Raw genomic sequence first — 21,410 nt, forward strand, 5'->3', positions numbered from 1 at the left:
CACCATCACCTACTTCGACTCCGAGAACGTCGGCATCGCCGTCGACTCGGAGAAGGGCCTGATGACCCCGGTCATCAAGGGTGCGGGTGACCTCAACATCGCGGGCGTCGCCAAGAAGACGGCGGAGCTGGCGGGCAAGGTCCGCACGGGCAAGATCAGCCCGGACGAGATGTCCGGCGCGACCTTCACGATCAGCAACACCGGCTCGCGCGGTGCGCTGTTCGACACGGTCATCGTGCCCCCGAACCAGGTCGCGATCCTCGGCATCGGCGCCACCGTCAAGCGCCCGGTGGTCATCGAGACCGAGGAGGGCACCACCATCGGCGTCCGCGACATGACGTACGTGACGCTCTCCTACGACCACCGCCTGGTGGACGGCGCCGACGCGGCCCGTTACCTGACGACGGTCAAGGCGATCCTGGAGGCCGCCGAGTTCGAGACCGAGATCGGTCTCTGACCGGCTCCTCCGCCTCGCACGAGGGCGCGGCCCCGGCTCGTATCCGTACGAGCCGGGGCCGCGCCCTTTGTCCCCCTCCGTCCACCGGGATAATGGCTGCGATCCACCCGGCCGCCGAGGAGCGCCCCCATGTCACCACCCGTCGTCCACTCGCTGCGTGAACAGATCCGCGAGCACATCCTGGAGGGGATCGTCAGCGGCCGCTGGCAGCCGGGCGAGCGGATCGTGGAACGGCGGATCGCCTCCGAGCTGCTGGTCAGCCAGACACCGGTGCGCGAGGCGCTGCGGGAGCTGGAATCCCTGCGGCTGATCGAGTCCGCCCCCAACAAGGGCGTCCGGGTCCGCGAACTGACCGCGGCCGACCTCAAGGAGAGCTACCCGGTGCGGGCCGGCCTGGAGCGGGTGGCCGCCGAACTGGCCGCCGACGCCCTGGCCGAGGACGCCTCCGCGCTCGACCGCGAGGTGGCGCCGCTCTACGAGGCGGACCGGCTCGGCGACCGCGAGGCCCAGGTGCGGCACACCGTCGCCTTCCACCGCGAGATCGTCCTGGCCTCGCGGAACTCCGTCCTGCTGCACACCTGGGAGTCGCTGGGCATCGAGGTGTGGACCACGCTGTCCATCCGCTGGCTCAGCCCCGAGCCGCGGCCGCACGCGGAGGACCACGCGGAGATCGTCGCCGCGTTCCGCCGCCGCGATCCGCACATCGGGGAGCTGCTCCGCACCCACGTCCTGGGCTGCGCCCCCCGGCTTCCCGACTGAGGAATCCTCCGCCCCGGTTGATCGATCATCGATCGGGGCGTATCGTCTCCGCGGAGCCGCCCGCGCCGCCCTGTCCTGTGTCGCGGAGCGGCCCAGTGGTGACGACAGGTCCCGTACGCCGCCGTGCCCTGGCTGGGCGCACGGGTTCCTGTCGTCGGCCCCTGTCATGCTGGACCGCATGCGTGCGGCCCCGCCTGATCAAACTGGTCCTGCTGCTCCAGTCCCGTCCGCTGATGACGGGCGCCGAGCTGGCGCGGCGGCTGGAGGTCTCCGAGCGCACCGTCGCCCGGGACGTCCTCGCCCTCTCCGAGGCGGGCGTCCCCGTCTACGCCGACCGCGGCCGCTCCGGCGGATACCGCCTCGTCGGCGGCTACCGCACCCGGCTCACCGGCCTCGGCCGCACACGAGGCCGAAGCCCTCTTCCTCTCCGGCGTCCCCTCCGCGCTGCACGCGATGGGTCTGGCGGACGCGGCCTCCGCGGCCCGTCTCAAGGTCTCCGCGGCCCTCCTCCCCGAGCTCCGCGACGCCCCCTCGAACGCGGCCCAGCGCTTCCACCTCGACGCACCCGGCTGGTGGCGGCCGGCCGATCCGCCGCCGCTGCTGCCCGCGGTCGCGGACGCGGTCTGGGACGACCGCCCGGTCGCCGCCCGCTACCGGCGGCGCGACGGTTCGGAGGTGGAGCGCCGTCTGGAGCCGTACGGGCTCGTGCTGAAGGCGGGCGTCTGGTACGTGATCGCGCGCGCGGGCGAGGAGTTCCGCTCCTACCGGGTGGACCGCTTCACGGCGGTGAGCGCGCTGGAGGAGCGTTTCCCCCGAGACGAGTCCTTCGACCTCCCCTCCTACTGGGAGGAACATGCGGCGATGTTCGCGCGCTCGCTGCTGCGGGAGCGGGTGGTGCTGCGACTGACGCCCGACGGCGCCCGGCGCCTGCCGCATGTCGTGGACCGCCGCTCGGGCGAGGAGGCGCTGGGCGCGGCGGGCGCGCCGGCCGCGGACGGCCGCGTCACGGTGACGCTGGCCGTCGAAGGCTTCGACGTGGCCTATGAGCAGCTGCTGGCGCTGGGGCCGGAGGTGGAGGTGCTGGAGCCGGGGGAATTGCGGGGGCGGTTCGCGGAGGCGGTGGGGCGGATGGGGCGGCTGTACGGGCCGGGGAGCCCGTGAGGGGTTTCTCCCCGCCCCGCCCTTTCACCGTTTCCGCAGGGGCCGCGCCCCTGCGCCACCCCGTTGGCGCGCGGTGCGCGCCGCGGACGCGGGGCTTCGCCCCTGCACCCCACCGGGGACTGCGCCCCCTGGACCCCAGCCAGGGCTTCGCCCCCCTGGGCCCGTGCCGGGCGCGCCATTTCAGCCCGTCCGGCGCTTGAGGACAACCGCGCGGAGCGCGGTTGCGGGGCCCGGGGCGAAGCCCCGAACGGGGGCCCAGGGGCGCAGCCCCGGCAAGGGTCCAGGGGCGCAGCCCCGGCAGGAGTCCAGGGGCGCAGCCCCGGCAGGGGTCCAGAGGCAGAGCCCGGAAGCGGGGTGCAGGGGGCGCAGCCCCCGCCAGGGGCGCAGGGGCGGAGCCCCGCTCCCCCCCCCACCCACCGCGCGGAGCATCGCTCACCGCGCGGAGCGCGGTGCCGGGCCCCGGGGCGGAGCCCCGGAGGAAACGGTGAAAGGGCGGGCCGGGGGCAGAGCAACACCCCACCCCCTCACCGGTACCCGTCCACAGACCCCTCCCTCCCCCCGAACACCACCTCCTCGAAGTACCGGAACGCATCCGGCCGCGAACCGTCCACATCCGTCACCCCATACGCCCGCGCCACCTCCCCGCTCGACACCGACCGCCCGTTCCACCGCCCCCGCCCCGGATCCCCCGCCAGCGCCGCCACCGCCCGTCCGATGAAGGCGGGCGATTCCGCGATCGCGAAGTGCGGTTCCTTCGCGACCGCGTCCCGCCAGTTCGCCTCCGTCACCCCGAAGTGGTCGAGCATCTCCTCGGACCGCAGGAAGCCCGGCGTGACGCACACCGCCGTCCCCCCGTGCTCCTTCAGCTCCTCCGCCAGCCCGGAGGCCATCCGGAACGGGCCATACTTCGCGATGTCGAGCACCAGATGCTCCCGGTAGTGCGCCCGGTTGAACTCCTCCGTCCCGTCCGTGATCTCCACGACCAGCCCCCCGGGCCGCCGGACGAGCAGCGGCAGCGCGCAGTGGCTGGTGATGAGGTGCGCGTCGATCGACAGCCGCAGCATCCGCAGCACGCGGTCGATGTCCAGTTCCCACAGCTTCCTGCCGAACTCCAGCAGGTGGTCACCGCCCCACACGTCGTTGACCAGCACGTCCAGCCGCCCCTGCTCCCGCTCGATCCGTTCGACGAGCGCCCTGACCTCGGAGGTCACCAGATGGTCGGTCGGCACGGCGATCCCCTCGCCGCCGCCCGCCGCCGTCACCAGCTCCGCCGTCTCCTCGATCGTCTCGGCGCGGCCGACCTCGCTGCGCGCGGCGCGCGTCGTGCGCCCCGTCGCGTAGACGGTCGCCCCGGCGCGCCCGAGCTCCACCGCCATGGCGCGTCCCGCGCCCCGCGTCGCCCCCGCGACCAGCGCGACCTTGCCGTCCAGTGGTGCGTTCATGTCGTCCTCCCTGCTCCGTGCGGTACGGGAGGACCCTCGCAGCAATACCCGACATCTTCTGTCCGGTATTTCGGAGCGGCCGCTTCCGGCCCCCTCCGCGTGCGCCCCCGGGGGCCAGGGCGGATGCTGTTGCCGTGATGGACGAGACGGAGTTCTGGGAGATCGTCGACGAGACCCGGGCCGCCGCCGGCGGCGACGTCGAGGACCAGGCCGACCTGCTGGTCGAGCGGCTGATGCGGCTCGACCCGGACGGCGTGCTGGATTTCGCCCGGCACTTCGAGGTCCGCTACAACCGCGCCTACCTGTGGGACCTGTGGGGCGCGGCGTCCGTCATCCTCGGCGGCGCGAGCGACGACGCGTTCGACTACTTCCGCTGCTGGCTGATCGGCCAGGGACGGGAGGTCTTCGAGGGCGCCCTGCACGACCCGGACCGGCTCGCCACGCTGCTCGACGACTTCGACGAGGAGGCGGACGGGGACGGCGAGGACCTGGGTTTCGCGGCGGACGAGGCGTACGAGCAGCTCACCGGCGCCCGGATGCCCGACCTGGCCCTGCCGTCGGCCCCGGCGGAGCCGCAGGGCACCCCGTTCGACCCGGAGGACGACGCGGTCCTGGAGGGCCGTTTCCCCGCCCTCTGGGAGCGCTTCAGATCCTGACCCGGTCCTGACCCGCGAAGTGACAGGGTGACCCCATGCGCATCGCCATCACCGGCTCGTCCGGGCTCATCGGCTCCGCCCTCGTCCGTTCCCTGGAGGCGGACGGCCACCGCGTCACGCGCCTCGTCCGCCGCGCGCCCCGGAGTGCGGACGAGGTCCGGTGGGAGCCCCTGAGCGGCCGACTCGACCCCCGCGCCCTGGCCGGCTGCGCGGCCGTGGTGCACCTGGCGGGCGCCGGCATCGGCGACCACCGCTGGACGGCCGCGTACCGCGAGGAGATCCGCGACAGCCGCGTCCTGGGCACCACGGCGGTGGCGAAGGCGGTGGCGGAAGCCGCCGCCGCGCCGGACGCCCCGCCCGCCGTCCTGGTCAGCGCCAGCGCCATCGGTATCTACGGCGACGGCGGGTCCGAGGCCCTCGACGAGGACTCCCCGTCCGGCGAGGGCTTCCTCGCCGACGTCTGCCGGGAGTGGGAGGCGGCCGCCGCCCCCGCCGCGGAGGCCGGCGTACGCACGGTCCTGGCGCGCACCGGGCTCGTCGTGAGCCGACACGGCGGCGCCTGGAAGCGGCTCTTCCCGCTGTTCCGGCTGGGCCTGGGCGGCCCGCTGGGCAACGGCCGCCAGTACTGGAGCTTCATCGCCCTGCACGACCACGTCGCCGCCCTGCGCCACGCGCTCGCCACGGGGACGCTCTCGGGCCCCGTCAATCTCACCGCGCCCCTCCCCGTCACCAACCGCGAAGTCGCCCGCGTCATGGGGCGCGTGCTCCACCGCCCGGCGCTGCTGCCCGCCCCGGCCCCGGCGCTCCGGCTCGCGCTGGGCGGCATGGCCGCGGACGTGCTGGCCAGCCAACGGGTGCTGCCCGGGCGGCTGTTGGGTTCCGGTTTCGAGTTCGCGTACCCCGATGTCGAGAGCGCCGTACGCGCGGCACTCGCCGAGGAGGGGCACGCTTCGGCCCGATGATTACGGGGGCACGGCACCGTGACCGTGCGACCGCCGTGCGACCGTGCTCTTCCCGTGCGCGACTGTTATTGACCGGATTTCTCTCTACGGTCGAGGCGAACTCGCGCATTGTCGCAGCCCGTTGGGGGCATCACGCCCCCGAGCGAGCGGACCGACCCCGGGAGGGCACGTGGCCAGCAGCACACGCCACACCGCACAGCACGCCGATGTCGTCATCGTCGGAGCCGGCCTCGCCGGTCTCTCGGCGGCGCATCAGCTCACCAACGCCGGTGTCACCGTCACCGTGCTGGAAGCCGCTCCGCATCCGGGCGGGCGCATGACCACGGACCTGCTCGACGGCTTCCGCCTGGACCGCTCCGGGCAGTTGCTCAGCACCTCGTTCCCCGACCTGCGCCGGACTCCCGGTCTCGGCCCGCTCGTCCTGCGCCCCTTCGTCCCCGGCGTCGTCGTCCACGCCGAGGGCCGCAACCACCGCATCGGCGAAACCCGGGGCGCCAAGCGGGCGTTGACCACCGCCCGGGCCCTGGCCAGCGCCGCCCGCACCACCCGTGCCACCGGCCTCGACCAGGCCCGGCTGGGAGCGGCGCTGACGCGGTTCGCGGCGCTGCCCGTGGAGCGGGTGCTCGCCCGCCCCGACCGCCCCACCGCCGCCACCCTCGCCACCCGCGGGCTGCCGACGCGTACGGTCGAGGGCCTGCTGCGCCCGCTGCTGGCCTCCCTGCTGTCCGACCCGGACCTCACCACGTCCAGCCGGTGCGCCGACCTCGTCCTGCGCGGCTTCGCCCGGGGACGGCTCTGTCTGCCGGCCGGCGGCGCGGGCGCGGTCCCCGACCTGCTGGCGGCGATGCTGCCGCCCGGCACGGTGCGCACCGGGGTGCACGCCACGTCCGCCGGCATCACCTCCGTCACCACCGCCGGGCACGGCGAGATCAGCTGCCGTTCGGTGATCGTGGCCACCGGCGCCCGGGCCGCCGCGGAACTGCTCCCGGGCCTGCGCCTGCCCGGGTTCCACCCCGTCACGGTGCTGCACCACACCGCCCACGAGCCGCCGCCCGGCGACGCGGCCCTGGTGGTCACCGGCGGCCGGGGCGGGCCCGTCGCCCACACGACGGTGGCGAGCGAGGTGGACCCCGACCGGGCCCCCGCCGGCCGTGCCCTGATCACCTCCACCGTGCTCGGCGCCGCCGCGTCCACGCCGGTCGCCGAGCTGGACCGGGCGGCCCGGGCCCAACTGGCCCGGCTGCACGGCCTGTCCCCCGACGACTTCGAGCTGCTGGCGGCCCATCACGACCCGGACGCCGTCCCGGCGATGCCGGCGCCGCACGACGTGCGCCGCCCGGTGCGGCTGCTGTCGGGGCTGTACGTCTGCGGCGACCACCGCGACACGAGCACCGTCCAGGGCGCCCTGTTCTCCGGCCGCAGGGCGGCCCACGCGCTCCTCCGCGATCTGGGCATCCGCCCGGGGTACGGAGTGGAGGCGCTCCGGGCGGCGTAGGCGCTCCGCCGGATGTGCGGCCTGCCGGCCGCGGGCGCCGTCCGTGACCGGTCGCGCCCGCGCGGCGGAGCCGCACATCGAAAGAGCCCCGCGCCTCCTACGGGGGCGGTACCGCACCGGACCTCCGCGAGCCTGTCGGCGCCGCGGCCCACCAGCAGGGTCCCGCCCCTGGGGAGAGCCCCGGAGGCCAGGACCCGCCCACGAGATGGTCCCGGCCCGGGGAACTCCCGGGCCGGGACCATCCGTTCGAGCCCGCGTCGGACCGGGACCGGCGCCCAGGGCCGGCACGTGCCGAGCCCTGGGCCCGGCGCGAGGCCGGGCGCCGCTCAGAGCGCGGCGACCTTCTCCCGGTACGCCCGCACCGCCGCCGCGTCGCGGTACGGCTCCAGCCGGCGCTCGAACTCGCGCACGTACTCCACGGCCCGCACCGAGCGCATCTCGCCCGCCGCCTGCGCCGCCTCCGCGCCCAGCTGGCACGCCTGCTCCAGCTCGCCGAGCCCGAGCCGCGCGCAGGCCAGCACCACGCGGCAGAAGAGCCGGCTGCGCGCGTACCCGGCCGGCCGCAGCTGGAGGGACCGCTCGGCGTGCTGCGCGGCGGCCCGCCACTGCTGGAGGTCCCGGTGGCAGTGGGCGAACTCGTCCGCCAGCTCCGCCTCGTCGAAGAAGCGGATCCAGTACGGCACGTCGTCCGTCGGCCGGGCCGTCTCCAGCGCCCGTTCGGCGCGGGCGAGCGACGCGGAGCAGGCCCGCACCTCCCCGAGCACCCCGTGCCCGCGCGCCTCGATGGCGTGCAGCAGGGCCTGGACGACCGGCGGGGCACCGGAGCCGACGCCCTGCTGGGCCACCCGCGCGAGCTGCACCGCCTCGCGCCCGTGCCCCAGATAGACCGCCTGGCGGCTCATCGTCACCAGCACGTAGCTGCCGTAGGCCCGGTCGCCCGCGGCCTGCGCGAGGCGCAGCGCCTGCACGTAGTACCGCTGGGCGAGGCCGTGCGCGGCGATGTCGTACGACGTCCACCCGGCGAGCCGGGTGAGGTCGGCGGCGGCGCCGAACAGCCGCCGCCCGGTGGCCTCGCCGTACGTGCCGCGGAGCATCGGCTCGGCCTCGTGCTCCAGGTAGCGGACGAGGGCCTGGCGGGCGTGGCCGCCGCCGTACGCGTGGTCCAGCGTGCGGAAGAGCTCGCCGACCGACCGCAGGGCCGCGATGTCGCCCATCGAGACCCGGCCGCCGGGCGCCCGCTCGGCCCGCTGGCGGGGCACGGCGGGGCGCGGCCGGTCGGGCGGGCGGGGGCCGCCCTCCCCGGTGGCCGTGCCCGGCGCGGCACCCGCGGGCGGGGCCGTGCTGCGGGCCACCCGGTCGTCGGCCCGGCCGATCAGCCAGTCGCGGCTGGGGACCACCAGGCCCGCGGGGGTGAACGCGATCTTCCGCAGTTCGGTGTGGCTGCCGGAGTCCTTGCGCCACAACCCGCTGACGATGTCAATGGCCTCGGCCGGCGACGCGGCGAATTCCAGCCCCGCGTAGACCGGGGCGCACGCGTCCAGTCCGAGGTCCTGCGCGGACAGCCGCCGGCCCAGCCGCCGGGTGAAGACCTCGGCGATCAGCGCCGGGGTCGTGCCGCGCGGCTGCTGGCCGCGGAGCCAGCGGGTGACCGAGGTCTTGTCGTAGCGCAGGTCGAGGCCGTGCTCCAGCCCTAATTGATCGACGCGACGTGCGAGCCCCGCGTTGGAGAAGCCGGCCTCCGCGATGAGCGCGGCGAGCTGGCGGTTGGGAATGCGCTGTGGGGGGTCGTTCCGTCATCAACCTGCCCGGTCTCCCTGATCGCCATTCTGGGAACGGCGTGAATTTAGCGGTCCCAGCCGCCCCGAACGCCACCTTCGCCCCGCATTCATCCGATCGTGTGAGGACAGATCAGAGACAGATCAAATAGGCACGGAAAAGCGCCCAGAGTCGATCTTGTCCGGGGCTCGTCCGCAGCCGTTTCGGAGGCCGCCGTACAGTGGCGGGGGCACCGGGTGCGGCAGGACGTACCCACCCAGGTGCCGCAAAGCGTTCGAAGAGGACTGGAAGAGGAGCTGCCGTGAGTGAGCTGCGCTTTGTCCGGCTGGGCTTCGGGGCGGATGCCGTCGAGTACCAGGAGGCGTGGCAGGAGCAGCGCCGGGTGCACGCGGCCCGCTTCGCGGACGAGATTCCGGACACCTGCCTGATGCTGGAGCACCCGGCGGTCTACACCGCGGGACGGCGCACGGAGGACAACGAGCGCCCCCTGGACGGGACGCCCGTCATCGACGTGGACCGCGGCGGCAAGATCACCTGGCACGGCCCCGGCCAGCTCGTCGGCTATCCGATCCTCAAGCTCCCACGCCCGGTGGACGTCATCGCGCACGTCCGGCGGCTGGAGGAGGCCCTGATCCGCGCCTGTGCGGAGTTCGGCCTGGAGACCACGCGGGTCGAGGGGCGCAGCGGCGTCTGGGGTCCTCGGCGAGGACCGGCCGAAGCCGGACACCGGCGGCCTGACCCTGGACCTGGCCGCCCCCGGCCCGGCGGACGAGGAGTTCGACCCGCGGCTCAACGGCCCCGAGTACGCCCCCTCCAACGCCGGCCAGCGCGGCGAGGACCGCAAGCTCGCGGCCATCGGCATCCGGATCGCCAAGGGCGTCACCATGCACGGCTTCGCCCTCAACTGTGACCCCGACAACACCTGGTTCGACCGGATCGTCCCCTGCGGCATCCGGGACGCCGGGGTGACCTCGCTCTCCAACGAGCTGGACCGCCGGGTGACCGTCGAGGAGGCCCTGCCCGTGGTCGAGAAGCACCTCCGCGAGGTGCTGGAGGCGACCGAGCCCCTGCCCCGGGCCGTCTGAGCCGGGACCGAACAGGGGGCGCCCGGGAATGCCACCACGATCTCATCGGTTGCCCGGGCGGAAGAACGTAAGAACGAACGGGCGTACCCTGGTGTCCGCCGAAGAATCGAAGCCATAGGGAGCCGGAGTGTCCGCTGTAGCACCCGACGGACGCAAGATGCTGCGCCTTGAGGTCCGGAACGCCCAGACCCCCATCGAGCGCAAGCCCGAGTGGATCAAGACCCGGGCGAAGATGGGCCCCGAGTACACCGAGCTCCAGGGTCTGGTGAAGCGCGAGGGCCTGCACACGGTGTGCCAGGAAGCGGGCTGCCCCAACATCTACGAGTGCTGGGAGGACCGCGAGGCGACGTTCCTCATCGGCGGCGACCAGTGCACCCGGCGTTGCGACTTCTGCCAGATCGACACCGGCAAGCCGCAGGCCCTGGACCGCGACGAGCCGCGCCGCGTCGGCGAGTCCGTCGTCACGATGGACCTCAACTACGCCACGATCACCGGCGTCGCCCGCGACGACCTGGCGGACGGCGGCGCCTGGCTCTACGCCGAGACCGTGCGCCAGATCCACCAGCAGACCGCCGGCCGTGAGGGCGGCCACACCAAGGTCGAGCTGCTGGCCCCCGACTTCAACGCGGTGCCGGAGCTGCTGGAGGAGGTCTTCGCCTCCCGCCCCGAGGTCTTCGCGCACAACGTCGAGACGGTCCCCCGGATCTTCAAGCGCATCCGCCCCGGCTTCCGCTACGAGCGCTCCCTCGACGTCATCACCAAGGCCCGCGAGTACGGCCTGATCACCAAGTCGAACCTGATCCTCGGCATGGGCGAGACCCGCGAGGAGATCAGCGAGGCGCTGCGCGAGCTGCACGGCGCCGGCTGTGAGCTGATCACCATCACCCAGTACCTGCGGCCGAGCGTGCGCCACCACCCCGTGGAGCGCTGGGTCAAGCCGCAGGAGTTCGTCGAGCTCAAGCAGGAGGCCGACGAGATCGGCTTCGCCGGTGTGATGTCGGGCCCGCTGGTCCGCTCCTCGTACCGGGCCGGCCGGCTCTTCCAGCAGGCGATGGAGAAGCGCAGCGAGGCCGCTGCCTGATCCCCCACGCTTCGTCGACGCGGGTCTGCCCTCCTCCCCGGAGAGCAGACCCGCGTCAACGTTTCATAGGTTTTGACCAACCGGTCACGCGCCGGTAACACCATTGCGTGACGATGTATGCACGCACAGCAGTTCGCTCCCCGAATGTCGGTCCACCTCTCACCCCCCTCCCCCGCTCTGAGAGGACACCTCATGCAGGCCGCGCCGCCCGCCCCCCGCGACGACCGCTCGCGCCTTCTCCGCCCTGCCCTCCACCCTCGCCGTCCGCCCTCCCTCGCTCACCGGCGCCCTGCGGGCCCTGGAGGGGCTACTGCTGCGCGGCGGGCAGCGCACCGCACGGCGCAACGCCTGGTCGGCGGTGCTGGAGGACCGCCGCCGCGCCCGGGCGCGGCGGGAGGCCCAGAGCCTCCTGGAGGCCGCGGCGGCCCCGGGCCCTCGGGCCACGTAAACTTCGCCATATGGCGAGGAAGGAAACATCCGAGAACCCCGGGCGACTGAAGCAGATCGCCCTGACCTACAGGATGACCAAGAAGGTCGATTCCAAGGTCGGTCTTGTCGTCGCGGCTGTGGGCATTGTCACCTTCGGTGTCCTTCTCGCTATCGGCTTCTGGATCGACCACCCGATCTACCTGGGCATCCTGGGCTTCCTGCTGGCTTTCCTCGCGATGGCGATCGTCTTCGGACGCCGCGCCGAGCGTGCCGCCTTCGGGCAGATGGAAGGCCAGCCGGGCGCTGCCGCGGCGGTCCTGGACAACATCGGCCGCGGCTGGACCACCACCCCCGCGGTGGCGATGAACCGCAGCCAGGACGTGGTGCACCGGGCCGTCGGCAAGGCCGGCATCGTGCTCGTGGCCGAGGGCAATCCCAACCGGGTCAAGGGCCTGCTGGCCGCCGAGAAGAAGCGGATGGCGCGCATCGTCGCGGACGTTCCGGTCCACGACGTGATCGTGGGTGACGGCGAGGGCCAGGTGCCGCTGAAGAAGGTGCGGACCACCTTGCTGAAGCTGCCGCGCGTGCTGCCGGGCGCCCAGGTGACGGTCGTGAACGACCGGCTGCGGGCGCTGGGCGACCTGATGAGCAACATGCCGATCCCGAAGGGTCCGATGCCCAAGGGCATGCGGATGCCGAAGGGTCGCTGAGACCAAGGAAATGAGTGAGGGCGGGACCGGTTTTCCGGTCCCGCCCTCACTCATTTCCTTGGTCTCACATCCGGGTTCTCACATCCGGACCTGGACGGCCTTCGTCGCCCGGTCGTGCAGTCCCCGGTTGTCCCGGTCCCAGATGACCGCGGGGATGACCAGCACCAGCAGCACGCTGCGCAGCACCGCCCGCGGGAACGTCAGCCGGCCGCCCTCCGCGCTCACCACGCGCAGCCTCAGCAGCCGCTTGCCCGGCGTGCACCCGATCGTCCCCACGGTGAGCACGCTGAGCACCAGGAAGACGACGAGCGCCCAGTTGCCGGCCCGGTGCGCGTTGCCCTGTGCGATCAGCCCGTTCGCGACGAGCAGGCACAGGGCCCAGTCGATGAAGATCGCTCCGAATCGCCGGCCGAACGGGGCGACGGAGCCCGGCCCGTTCTCCGGCAGGCCGAGGCTCTGGCCCCGGTAACCAAAGTCGACACCCATTTCCTCCGCGGCCGCGCGGGGGCCGGAGAGCCACGAGCCGATTGCTTGCCTCTTGTCCACCCGTCCACGGTACTGGGGTCGCATACGGTTCCCCCCGCCCGGGTGGCCCGCATCACGACCGGACACCTCCACCGTCGTCGCGTTTCGGCCGCGCGTTCCGATCACGTTTCGGCCGCGGCCCGGTTAACCTCGGCGAAACAAACGGGTCATGCCCGGGAAATCCGGTCTCTCTAGGGTCGGCCGCAGCACCACCGAAGCAATCCCCGACCGCTGGCGGCCGGGCTAGGAGGGTTGGATGTTCCAGAACGGCGACGACGCCAAGAAGTTCATCAAGGACGAGGACGTCAAGTTCGTCGATGTCCGTTTCTGCGACCTGCCGGGCGTGATGCAGCACTTCACGATCCCCGCGGAGGCGTTCGACCCGGCCGAGGAGCTGGCCTTCGACGGCTCGTCGATCCGCGGCTTCCAGGCCATCCACGAGTCCGACATGGCCCTGCGCGCCGACCTTTCCACCGCCCGCATGGACCCGTTCCGCCGCGACAAGACGCTGAACATCAACTTCTTCATCCACGACCCGATCACCGGCGAGCAGTACAGCCGCGACCCGCGGAACGTGGCGAAGAAGGCCGAGGCGTACCTCGCCTCCACGGGCATCGCCGACACCGCGTACTTCGGCCCCGAGGCCGAGTTCTACATCTTCGACAACGTCCGTTTCGAGACGTCGGCGAACCAGTCCTTCTACCACATCGACTCCGAGGCCGGCGCCTGGAACACCGGCTCCGAGGTCAACAACCGTGGCTACAAGGTCCGTTACAAGGGCGGCTACTTCCCGGCCCCGCCGGTCGACCACTTCGCCGACCTGCGCGCGGAGATCTCCCTCGAGCTGGACAAGGCCGGCCTCAAGGTCGAGCGCCAGCACCACGAGGTGGGCACCGCCGGCCAGGCGGAGATCAACTACAAGTTCAACACGCTGCTCGCCGCCGCCGACGACCTGATGCTCTTCAAGTACATCGTGAAGAACGTCGCCTGGCGCAACGACAAGACGGCCACCTTCATGCCGAAGCCGATCTTCGGTGACAACGGCTCGGGCATGCACGTCCACCAGTCCCTGTGGAACGGCGGCGAGCCGCTCTTCTACGACGAGCAGGGCTACGCGGGCCTCTCGGACACCGCCCGCTACTACATCGGCGGCATCCTCAAGCACGCCCCCTCGCTGCTCGCCTTCACCAACCCGACGGTGAACTCCTACCACCGTCTGGTCCCCGGCTTCGAGGCCCCGGTCAACATGGTCTACTCGCAGCGCAACCGCTCCGCCGCGATGCGCATCCCGATCACGGGCTCCAACCCGAAGGCCAAGCGCGTCGAGTTCCGCGCCCCCGACCCGTCCTCGAACCCCTACCTCGCCTTCTCGGCCCTCCTCCTGGCCGGCCTCGACGGCGTCAAGAACAAGATCGAGCCCGCCGAGCCGATCGACAAGGACCTCTACGAGCTCGCCCCCGACGAGCACGCCAACGTCCCCCAGGTCCCGACCTCCCTCCCCGCCGTCCTCGACGCCCTCGAGGCCGACAACGAGTACCTCCAGGCCGGCGGCGTCTTCACGTCCGACCTGATCGAGACGTGGATCGACTACAAGCGCACGAACGAGATCGCCCCGATGCAGCTGCGGCCGCACCCGCACGAGTTCGAGCTGTACTTCGACATCTAGGCCGCATGGCGCCGAGCCCCGTAGCCACCGCCCGGCGGACGGCTACGGGGCTCGGTGCTGCTGTCCACGTCGGAGATCGCCGGTGCCCGGGACGAGCCCTGGTCAGGTATAGGCATTCAGACGCGAGAGATCCAGGTCGAATCCGAAGGGCTCGGGGATACGGATCGTGTCGCCGAATTTCCGGTCGGTCCGCGTGTGGTAGCGGTCGTGGTTGGGCTCGGAGAACAACGTCACCGTCAAGTCGCGGGCATCGACGATGAGATAGAGCGGAATCCGCATCACCGCGTAGTCCCGCAGCTTGCCCACCCAGTCGTTTTCCGGGTTGGACGGGGAGACGATCTCCACCGCGACGAGCGCGACGTCGGCCGGTGCCGTGTTTCCCTCGGCCTCCATGACCTCCTCGGGCAGGTAGGTGAGGTCGGGATTCCGGAGCTTTGCCGCGTGGGGGGATTCCAGGTCGGTGTTCTCGGTCGGCATGTAGCCGTCCGGCCGGTGTGCGTCGAACTGCACACGCAGATGGAACAGGTTTCGCTGGTGGATCACCGTCGGCGCCGCCTGCATGATGATCGTGCCGTCGGTGTACTCGACTTTGACACCCTTGGGCGCGATCCGCTGGGCCTCTTCGAGCAGCGCGAGGTGCTGGGGGTCGATGGTCACAGTGTCCTCCAAGGGGTGCGCGGCCAGCGTATCCACCCAGGACGCGGCAGACGGGATGCGGACCGAGTCGCAGCGCGCGGGCACTCATCGCAGAGAGGCGTCCAGGCCATTGCGCGCCACCGAGACGATCGCCTCCCGCAACTGCTCCGCATAGAGCCGCATGCTCGCGTACGCGACTTCCGTGTCCGGGTATCGGCTCGCCAGTTGCAGGCCCTCGTGGAGCCTGGTGATCCATGCGCAGACCTGGTCGCCGTACGACACCCTGATCAGGCCGAACGCGTTCCGCTCGGCCCAGCGCTCGGAGCCGGGGACGCCGCGGGCGTCGACGAACGAGACGATGGAGTAGAGGTCGGGGGACGTCGGGCGGAAGTCCGTGCCGAGGAGGCGGAGTACGCGGGCGATGGGGACGCGGGTCAGGGGCATGGCGGAGCGCAGCTCGGTGCGGACGCGTTCCAGGGTGGTCCGGAAGTCGGACAGGCCCGCCATGGGGATCTCGATCGGGGCGCCGCCGACGTACCAGCCCACGGAGTCCAGCCATCGGGACTTGGCCCTGGTGTGGAACGGGACGACGGTGCGGTAGACGGGCTCGCCGCCGATCCCGTGGACGGTGACCGCCGTGGCGGCCAGGACGCCGGCCAGGCTGCCTCCGTAGGGGCGGCAGTGCGCCTCGAACGCGGCGGCGTCGTCGGGGCCCACGAGCATCTCGTGCATGAGCTTCTGGGTGGGCAGCTTGCCGCTGGGGTCCAGGCCGAGGTCGACGGGGAAGTTCGGCAGCTTCCCGTCGCAGCGGTTGATGAACTCCCGCCAGCGGGCGACGATCGCGTGGTCGTCGTCGATCCGGTCGGCGTTCGCCCGCTCGATCCCGCAGAAGTCGATGTAGCTGCTGACCGGTGGCCGGTCCTCCGCGTGGCCCTCGCCGATCGCGCCGCAGAGTTCGTCGACCTCGGCGGGGATGCGTTGGATGGAGTACGCGTCGACGTTGCTGTGGTCGAAGGCCATGTACACGCTCGTGCCGTCGTCCCGGACGACCGCCGTGTAGAGGAAGTTGGGCCAGCCGAGCGCGTCCGCCGCGACGTCGAAGCGGTCCTGGAGGTGCCCGGTCAGCTCTCCCGCGTCGGGAAGTGACCGACCACCGTGCGCCGGAGCGACAGGGACCCGGCGTCGAGCGTGAAGCGGCGCACCTCGTCGCCGGACCAGCGGAATCCGCTGCGCAGCGTCTCGTGCCGGAGCGTCCACCGGCTCAACGCCTCCTGCAGCACGTCGAGATCGACCGCGCCGGGGAGGTCGAACGCCGTCCCGAGCCAGGTCGGTACGAACAGCCCGTCCTCGCGCACCGACCGCGCCGTCCTGAGGTGCGACTCCTGGACGTACGCCGGAGGCCGGGGGTCCTCCGGCACGTCCGTCACCGTCCCGACGGCCGCCGGGTCGAGGGTCCATTCGACGAGCGTTCCGGGGCGGACCTCGCAGCGCTGGATGTCGGTCATTCGCACGAGGGCGTCTCCGTTCGCGCCGGGCAGGAGGTGGGAACTACTCGGATGGTCCAACGACCGGTCCGGGGCGAGGAAACGGATCGGCCGGTCGCCTACCCGTCGAGGAAGTCCAGCACCAGCGGTCCGGCGACGGCGCGGAATTCGTCGAAGTACGCGTGCCGCGCACCGGGGATCATGCGCAGGCCGGCGCCCGGGATGCGCTCCGCGAGCAGAGGAGCGTTCGCCGCCGGGTTGAAGACGTCGTCCGTGCCGTGCAGGACCAGGGTGGGGGCCGTGATGCCGGGCAGCGCGTCCCACGCGTCGTGCTCCCGGCTCGCGACGAGGTGCCGGCCACGGGCGCGGGCGGACATGTCCGGGTCGCCGAGGGTGCGGTACGGGCCGGGGTGGGAGGCCGACCAGGCCGGGGTGTACATCAGGTTCGAGAAGGGCCCGGCGGGCCTCGGAGGGATCCCGTACGGCCAGGGAACGGCGCACGGGCGGGGGCCGTGTCGACGGCGTGGCGGCCGCCGGGCGTGGTGCAGCCGAGGACCAGGCGACGGACGCGGCCCGGGTGATCCGCCGCCACCCACTGGGCCACCCGGCCGCCCATCGACGTGCCGTAGACGTCCCGCGCGGTCGATGCCGAGGTCGTCGAGGACGGCGATCACGTCGCGGGCGAACTCACGCGTCGAGTACGGGCCTTCCGGCTCGTCGCTCGCTCCCGTGCCGCGGTAGTCGAGCGTGATCGTGCTGCGGGCGGCGGCGTGGAAGTCGACGCGGACGTCGTCCCACCACCGGTGGTTGTTGGCCTGGCCGGCCAGGAGCACGAGCGGGGGACCCTCGCCGCGCGATTGGTGCGCGATGCGCACCCCGTCCGGGGTCGTGCGTACGGCATGGAGGCATCCTCCGTGCGCGACGCCCGGGCTGTCACGGCCCCGGACGGGTGTGTGTCACCTGTCAGATGTCAGATGCGGTCGGCGGCGATGAGGAGGTAGTGGAAGCTGCCTTCGCGGTAGGCGGTGAGGAAGGGGTCCTCGACGCCGGTGGCGAGGGAGGAGCGGGCGCGGAGTTCCCAGTAGGGGATGGCGGTGGGGGTGAGGTCGAGGACGGTCATGGGGACGAGGCCGTTGGCGGCCATGGCCTTGAAGTAGGCGCTGCGGGGGTGGATGTTTGCAGGTGTAGTGCTCGTCGATGCGGCTCACGGCCTTGGAGCGGCCGCCGGTGACGTCGTTGGAGCAGCCGGTGATGACGACGTAGCGGCCGCCGAAGGCGAGCTGGCGGGCGTGCTCGGCGAAGAGCTCGTCCAGGTCGACGTACATGGTCGACTCGTTGTTCCAGATGCCCTGGAACTCCCCCGTGGGCAGGCCGGTGTCGAGCATGTTGCGGAAGTGGTACCGCACCCGGTCGTCGACACCGCGCTTGCGGGCCTGCTCGTTGGCGAAGTCGACCTGCGCCTGGGAGATGGACACGCCGTCGACCCGGCACCCGAACCGCGCGTTCGCCATGATGCTCGACCCGCCACGCCCGCACCCGGCGTCCAGCAACCGCTGCCCCGCCGCCACCGGCCCGAGATGATCGAGGAGGACGTCGGCCTGCGCGGACTCCAGCCGGTGCAGCTCCTCGACGATCCGCGCGTCCCGCGTCGCCTCGTCACCGTCGAGCACGGACGGGTCGTAATCCCCCAGCCCGTAGTGATGGTGGTAGAGACCATCGACATCACCCAGCCGCAGATTGACCGGGTCCTTCTCGTTGTTCCAGTACTCGGCCACCGACTTCTGATACGCAGTACGCAGAACAGGGGTCATGGTTGTCGTGCTCCTAAGAAAAAACAGGTTGATCAGGCAGAGTTGTAGCGGGGGCTGCCGCTGTGCCAGGCGCGGTTGCCGCCGAGCCAGGCCCACACTCCCGCGAGGAATCGGCGCAGTTGGGGCGAGCCGGTGAGGGCGAGCGCCGCGGCCTCCACCTCGTAGGTGCGCACCAGCTCGTCGTGGACCTCCGCGCTCCGCTCGATCCCCTCGCGCGGCGAGCAGCGCTCCCGATCGGCGATCACGGTGGGGAGGTTGAACTCCACGCCGGAGGTGCCGTGTTCCTTGGTCATGGAGTAGAGGTCGTTGACGAGCGTGGCGGCGGTGGCCGCCATGGTCACGGCGCGGCGCACCCGCGGATCGCCGTACTCGGCAGCGGTGAGCGCGTAGCCGCCCACCGCGTCGGCCAGCGCGATGCAGGGCAGGAAGCTGTTGATCTGACGGTGCGCCAGATACTCGGGGACGGTGGGCATGTGGCCCCGGGAGCGCCAGGAGCCCTCCTGTCCGTACGCGACGAAGAGGACGGCCACCTCGTGCCGCAGCCGGGCCAGTTGGGACGGCTCCGGCGTACCGGGAGAGGTGCTCCAGCGCCGAGCGCAGGGCGACGCGGACGGGGTCCTCGCGCACCTCCTTCTGCCACGCGGCCGCGTAGCGGAGGGGGAGGTGGGCCGGGTCGATCGCCGCGTACGCCGGGCCAGGTGCGAGCCCAGCTGTTCGGGGTCCGCCCCGTCGTCGCAGTAGTAGTCGTCCGTGGCCCACTCGGCCAGCGCGCACTTGCCCGCCGCGAGCAGCCGGTCCGGGTCGTCGCTGTCGGGGTGGGCCAACATCATCAGCCGTCCGAAGTCGGCGGCGCGGACGTGGTCGAGCCGGCCCTCGTAGATGCCGACCTCGCCCGCCCAGTCCACCAGCCGGTCGTTGACCTCGCGGCCGAGCGCGGGGTCGTCCCGGAGGGCGGGCGGGCAGTAGAGCTCCGGGACGCCGTCGGAGGACGGCTCGCGCCGCGGGGTGACGCGGGCGGCGGACGTGCCCAGACCCGTCGGCCCGGTGGGCACGGCCCGGGGGCGGGGCTGCTCGGCGAGCAGCGCCGCCACGAGCTGTGCCACGTCGTGCCGGGCCGTGGGCGCGGTCATGCGCGACAGCAGTGACACCGGTCTGTTCTCCTTACGCGTCCGACAGGTCCGTACGAGTCCTTCGCGAACCCTGTCCTGGGACAGGGCCCTGAGCGGGTCCTTACGAAGGCGAGTGGAAGACCTCGACGTTCTCCAGGACGCCGAGCGCGTCGGGCACGAGGACCGCCGTCGAGAAGTAGGTGCTGACGAGGTAGGAGATGATCGCCTGCTCGTTGATGCCCATGAAGCGGACGTTGAGACCGGGCTCGTACTCGTCCGGGATACCGGTCTGCCGCAGACCGACCACACCCTCGTCCTCCTCGCCCAGGCGCATCGCCAGGATCGAGGACGTGCCCCGCTCGGTCACCGGGATCTTGCCGCAGGGCAGGATCGGCACGCCCCGCCACGCGGGCACGGGCTTGCCGTTGACGTCGGCGCTGTCCAGCGCGAGCCCCCGCTTGTTGCACTCGCGGCCGAGGGCGGCGACGGCCCGGGGGTGCGCGAAGAATGCCTTGGTGCCGCGCCGCATGCTCAGCAGCTCGTCCATGTCGTCCGGGGTGGGCGGACCGGAGTGGGTGGAGATGCGCTGGCTGTAGTCGGCGTTGTGCAACAGACCGAACTCGGGGTTGTTGACGAGCTCGGACTCCTGGCGCTCGCGCAGCGCCTCGATGGTCAGCCGGAGTTGCTGCTCGACCTGGTCCATCGGGTCGTTGTAGAGGTCCGCGACCCGGCTGTGGACGCGCAGGACGGTCTGGGCGACGCTCAGTTCGTACTCGCGCGGCGAGAGCTCGTAGTCCACGAACGTGCCGGGGATGACGGGCTCGCCCGTGTGGCCGGAGGCGAGGGAGATCTCCGCCTCGCCCTTCTTGTTCCGCGGCAGGTCCTTCTCGGCCTCGCGCCGTCGGACGTGGGCCCGCAGGCGCTCGCTCCGCCCGGCGGTCTCCTCGTACGCGTCCCGGGTCAGGGTGAGCACGGTGCACGCCGTGAGCGCCCGCGCCGTGAACTTCCACGTGCCCGGCTCCTCGGCCAGCACCTCGGCGCCGAGGAACCCTCCGTCGGCGATCACGCCGCGCCGGGTCTCCGCGCCGTACTGCCCGGTGCCGAGCTTCTCCACCTTGCCGCGCGCGATCAGGTGGACCCGGTCGACGGGCCCGCCCTGCTCGGCGACGACCTGCCCGGGCGCGTACTCGCGCTGCTCGAAGCGACCGGCGAGCGCGCGCAGCGCGTCGGGGTCCTCGAAGCCGCGCAGCAGCGGGAGTTCACCCAGCTCGGCCGGGACGACGCGGACCGCGGCGCCCTCCTGGACGAAGGTGATCCGGCCGTCGCCGACCTCGTAGACGAGCCGTCGGTTGACGCGGTACGTACCGCCCTTGACCTCCACCCAGGGCAGCGTCCGCAGCAGCCACCGCGAGCTGATGCCCTGCATCTGCGGGACGGTCTTGGTGGTCGTGGCCAGGTTCCGGGCGGCGGCGATCCCCAGACTGAGCTGGGCCCGCCCCGCCGCCGACTCCTCCGGTACCTGCCGGTGCGCTGCGGTCGTCATCCCCGTCCTTCCGTCTGGGCGTGTACGTCGAGTACGTCGAGCACGTGGTGAGGGAGCCCCTTGCGGCCGCGTGGTTCGGGCGGCCGGGAGCTCCGGACGGGCAAGTGAAGCAGCGTCAGATGATGTTGGTCGAAATGGCGCGGGGACGTCCGTCGTCTTTGCGCCGCGGAGAGACCGCGGGAGGGAGCGTGACCAGCCGTCGAGACCGAGCCGGAGAGTCCGTTTTGCTGCGATAGCTACCGCTATCGAGCATCGCCATGACGGCATCCTGTGCATATTCCGGGGCTTCGCGCCCTTTGTCGAGGTGGCTGATAATGCTCGGTGGGTCGCCGCGGGTGCGGGATGCGTCTGATAAAGGCGCGCTCTCGCTGCGAGGCACGAGAAACGTGAGGAGGGAGCGGCGTTCGCCGGCCGCTTCGCCTATGGGCCGTCCCCCGGCCGCCGAGGCGGTTTTCACGCCAACCTTTGACCGATCACGCCCGCCACGAGGAGGCGCAGTTCGATTTTATTCACCGGCCCGTTGGACAGGGTCCGGCGGCGCGTGTGCGCGGCGCGGACGCTCCGGGCCGCTGGTGCGCATGAGGGACAAGTGGTCTACGGGCGCAAGGACTTGTGCGAGTGGC

At 72.1% G+C, this 21,410-nt stretch carries 14 protein-coding genes and 6 pseudogenes; 11 read left to right on the forward strand and 9 right to left on the reverse strand.

What is annotated here, in order from left to right:
- From ABD794_RS07365 to ABD794_RS07375, 3 genes and pseudogenes are all read left to right on the forward strand, one after another.
- Positions 1 to 457, forward strand: a 457-nt coding sequence (locus ABD794_RS07365; protein ID WP_344961721.1) for a 2-oxo acid dehydrogenase subunit E2, incomplete at its 5' end; no start/stop codon positions are given.
- A gap of 129 nt (positions 458 to 586) precedes the next feature.
- The gene (locus ABD794_RS07370) at positions 587 to 1,216 is read left to right on the forward strand and encodes a GntR family transcriptional regulator (RefSeq protein ID WP_344961723.1); all 630 of its coding nucleotides are present in this window, start codon (positions 587 to 589) and stop codon (positions 1,214 to 1,216) included.
- Between the two features lie 233 nt (positions 1,217 to 1,449).
- Positions 1,450 to 2,377, forward strand: a pseudogene (locus ABD794_RS07375) (helix-turn-helix transcriptional regulator).
- A 524-nt stretch (positions 2,378 to 2,901) separates the two neighbouring features.
- Here the strand turns inward: ABD794_RS07375 and ABD794_RS07380 are convergent.
- Entirely contained in the window at positions 2,902 to 3,819 is a 918-nt protein-coding gene (locus ABD794_RS07380) for an SDR family oxidoreductase (protein ID WP_344961725.1), read from the reverse strand.
- Between the two features lie 137 nt (positions 3,820 to 3,956).
- On the opposite strand from ABD794_RS07380, the gene ABD794_RS07385 reads away from it, so the two are divergent.
- The 3 genes from ABD794_RS07385 to ABD794_RS07395 all read left to right on the forward strand — a co-directional run bounded on the left by ABD794_RS07385 (position 3,957) and on the right by ABD794_RS07395 (position 6,932).
- Positions 3,957 to 4,475, forward strand: a complete 519-nt coding sequence (locus ABD794_RS07385) for a DUF4240 domain-containing protein (protein WP_344961727.1) — start codon at positions 3,957 to 3,959, stop codon at positions 4,473 to 4,475.
- Positions 4,476 to 4,510: 35 nt separating this feature from the next.
- Positions 4,511 to 5,437 (forward strand): TIGR01777 family oxidoreductase, encoded by a 927-nt coding sequence (locus tag ABD794_RS07390; protein ID WP_344961729.1) that lies wholly within the window; start codon positions 4,511 to 4,513, stop codon positions 5,435 to 5,437.
- A 169-nt stretch (positions 5,438 to 5,606) separates the two neighbouring features.
- Entirely contained in the window at positions 5,607 to 6,932 is a 1,326-nt protein-coding gene (locus ABD794_RS07395; RefSeq protein ID WP_344961731.1) for an NAD(P)/FAD-dependent oxidoreductase, read from the forward strand.
- A gap of 326 nt (positions 6,933 to 7,258) precedes the next feature.
- Here ABD794_RS07395 and ABD794_RS07400 read toward each other — a convergent pair.
- Positions 7,259 to 8,729 (reverse strand): annotated as a pseudogene (locus ABD794_RS07400) (NsdA family TPR-like regulatory protein).
- A gap of 280 nt (positions 8,730 to 9,009) precedes the next feature.
- Between ABD794_RS07400 and lipB the strand changes: the two are divergent.
- From lipB to ABD794_RS07420, 4 genes and pseudogenes are all read left to right on the forward strand, one after another.
- Positions 9,010 to 9,793, forward strand: a pseudogene (gene lipB, locus ABD794_RS07405) (lipoyl(octanoyl) transferase LipB).
- A 127-nt stretch (positions 9,794 to 9,920) separates the two neighbouring features.
- Positions 9,921 to 10,874 (forward strand): lipoyl synthase, encoded by a 954-nt coding sequence (lipA, locus tag ABD794_RS07410; protein WP_344961732.1) that lies wholly within the window; start codon positions 9,921 to 9,923, stop codon positions 10,872 to 10,874.
- Positions 10,875 to 11,118: 244 nt separating this feature from the next.
- Positions 11,119 to 11,322, forward strand: a complete 204-nt coding sequence (locus tag ABD794_RS07415) for an SCO2195 family GlnR-regulated protein (RefSeq protein WP_344961767.1) — start codon at positions 11,119 to 11,121, stop codon at positions 11,320 to 11,322.
- A 10-nt stretch (positions 11,323 to 11,332) separates the two neighbouring features.
- Positions 11,333 to 12,013 (forward strand): DUF4191 domain-containing protein, encoded by a 681-nt coding sequence (locus ABD794_RS07420; RefSeq protein ID WP_344961734.1) that lies wholly within the window; start codon positions 11,333 to 11,335, stop codon positions 12,011 to 12,013.
- Between the two features lie 78 nt (positions 12,014 to 12,091).
- Here ABD794_RS07420 and ABD794_RS07425 read toward each other — a convergent pair whose 3' ends face one another.
- Entirely contained in the window at positions 12,092 to 12,559 is a 468-nt protein-coding gene (locus tag ABD794_RS07425; RefSeq protein WP_344961770.1) for an RDD family protein, read from the reverse strand.
- 235 nt (positions 12,560 to 12,794) lie between these two features.
- On the opposite strand from ABD794_RS07425, the gene glnA reads away from it, so the two are divergent.
- Entirely contained in the window at positions 12,795 to 14,204 is a 1,410-nt protein-coding gene (gene glnA, locus ABD794_RS07430; RefSeq protein WP_344961737.1) for a type I glutamate--ammonia ligase, read from the forward strand.
- Between the two features lie 102 nt (positions 14,205 to 14,306).
- On the opposite strand, the gene ABD794_RS07435 is transcribed toward glnA, so the two are convergent.
- The 6 genes and pseudogenes from ABD794_RS07435 to ABD794_RS07460 all read right to left on the reverse strand — a co-directional run bounded on the left by ABD794_RS07435 (position 14,307) and on the right by ABD794_RS07460 (position 20,787).
- Entirely contained in the window at positions 14,307 to 14,861 is a 555-nt protein-coding gene (locus tag ABD794_RS07435) for a Uma2 family endonuclease (RefSeq protein ID WP_344961739.1), read from the reverse strand.
- An 84-nt stretch (positions 14,862 to 14,945) separates the two neighbouring features.
- Positions 14,946 to 16,345: pseudogene (locus ABD794_RS07440) on the reverse strand (condensation domain-containing protein).
- 98 nt (positions 16,346 to 16,443) lie between these two features.
- Positions 16,444 to 17,199 (reverse strand): annotated as a pseudogene (locus ABD794_RS07445) (alpha/beta fold hydrolase).
- Positions 17,200 to 17,294: 95 nt separating this feature from the next.
- Positions 17,295 to 18,135 (reverse strand): annotated as a pseudogene (locus ABD794_RS07450) (geranyl diphosphate 2-C-methyltransferase).
- Between the two features lie 32 nt (positions 18,136 to 18,167).
- Complete coding sequence (locus tag ABD794_RS07455; protein ID WP_344961741.1) at positions 18,168 to 19,283, reverse strand: family 2 encapsulin nanocompartment cargo protein terpene cyclase; 1,116 nt, start codon at positions 19,281 to 19,283, stop codon at positions 18,168 to 18,170.
- 82 nt (positions 19,284 to 19,365) lie between these two features.
- On the reverse strand, positions 19,366 to 20,787 hold the full coding sequence (locus ABD794_RS07460) for a family 2B encapsulin nanocompartment shell protein (protein ID WP_344961743.1): 1,422 nt from the start codon (positions 20,785 to 20,787) through the stop codon (positions 19,366 to 19,368).
- Between the last annotated feature and the right edge of the window lie 623 nt (positions 20,788 to 21,410).

Source organism: Streptomyces thioluteus (assembly GCF_039535865.1).

Bases quoted from the DNA above. Each gene is read 5' to 3' on its own strand.
- ABD794_RS07370 (WP_344961723.1), top strand. From the start codon at position 587: ATGTCACCACCCGTCGTCCACTCGCTGCGTGAACAGATCCGCGAGCAC.
- glnA (WP_344961737.1), top strand. From the start codon at position 12,795: ATGTTCCAGAACGGCGACGACGCCAAGAAGTTCATCAAGGACGAGGAC.
- ABD794_RS07380 (WP_344961725.1), bottom strand. From the start codon at position 3,819: ATGAACGCACCACTGGACGGCAAGGTCGCGCTGGTCGCGGGGGCGACG.
- ABD794_RS07390 (WP_344961729.1), top strand. From the start codon at position 4,511: ATGCGCATCGCCATCACCGGCTCGTCCGGGCTCATCGGCTCCGCCCTC.
- ABD794_RS07460 (WP_344961743.1), bottom strand. From the start codon at position 20,787: ATGACGACCGCAGCGCACCGGCAGGTACCGGAGGAGTCGGCGGCGGGG.
- ABD794_RS07385 (WP_344961727.1), top strand. From the start codon at position 3,957: ATGGACGAGACGGAGTTCTGGGAGATCGTCGACGAGACCCGGGCCGCC.
- ABD794_RS07420 (WP_344961734.1), top strand. From the start codon at position 11,333: ATGGCGAGGAAGGAAACATCCGAGAACCCCGGGCGACTGAAGCAGATC.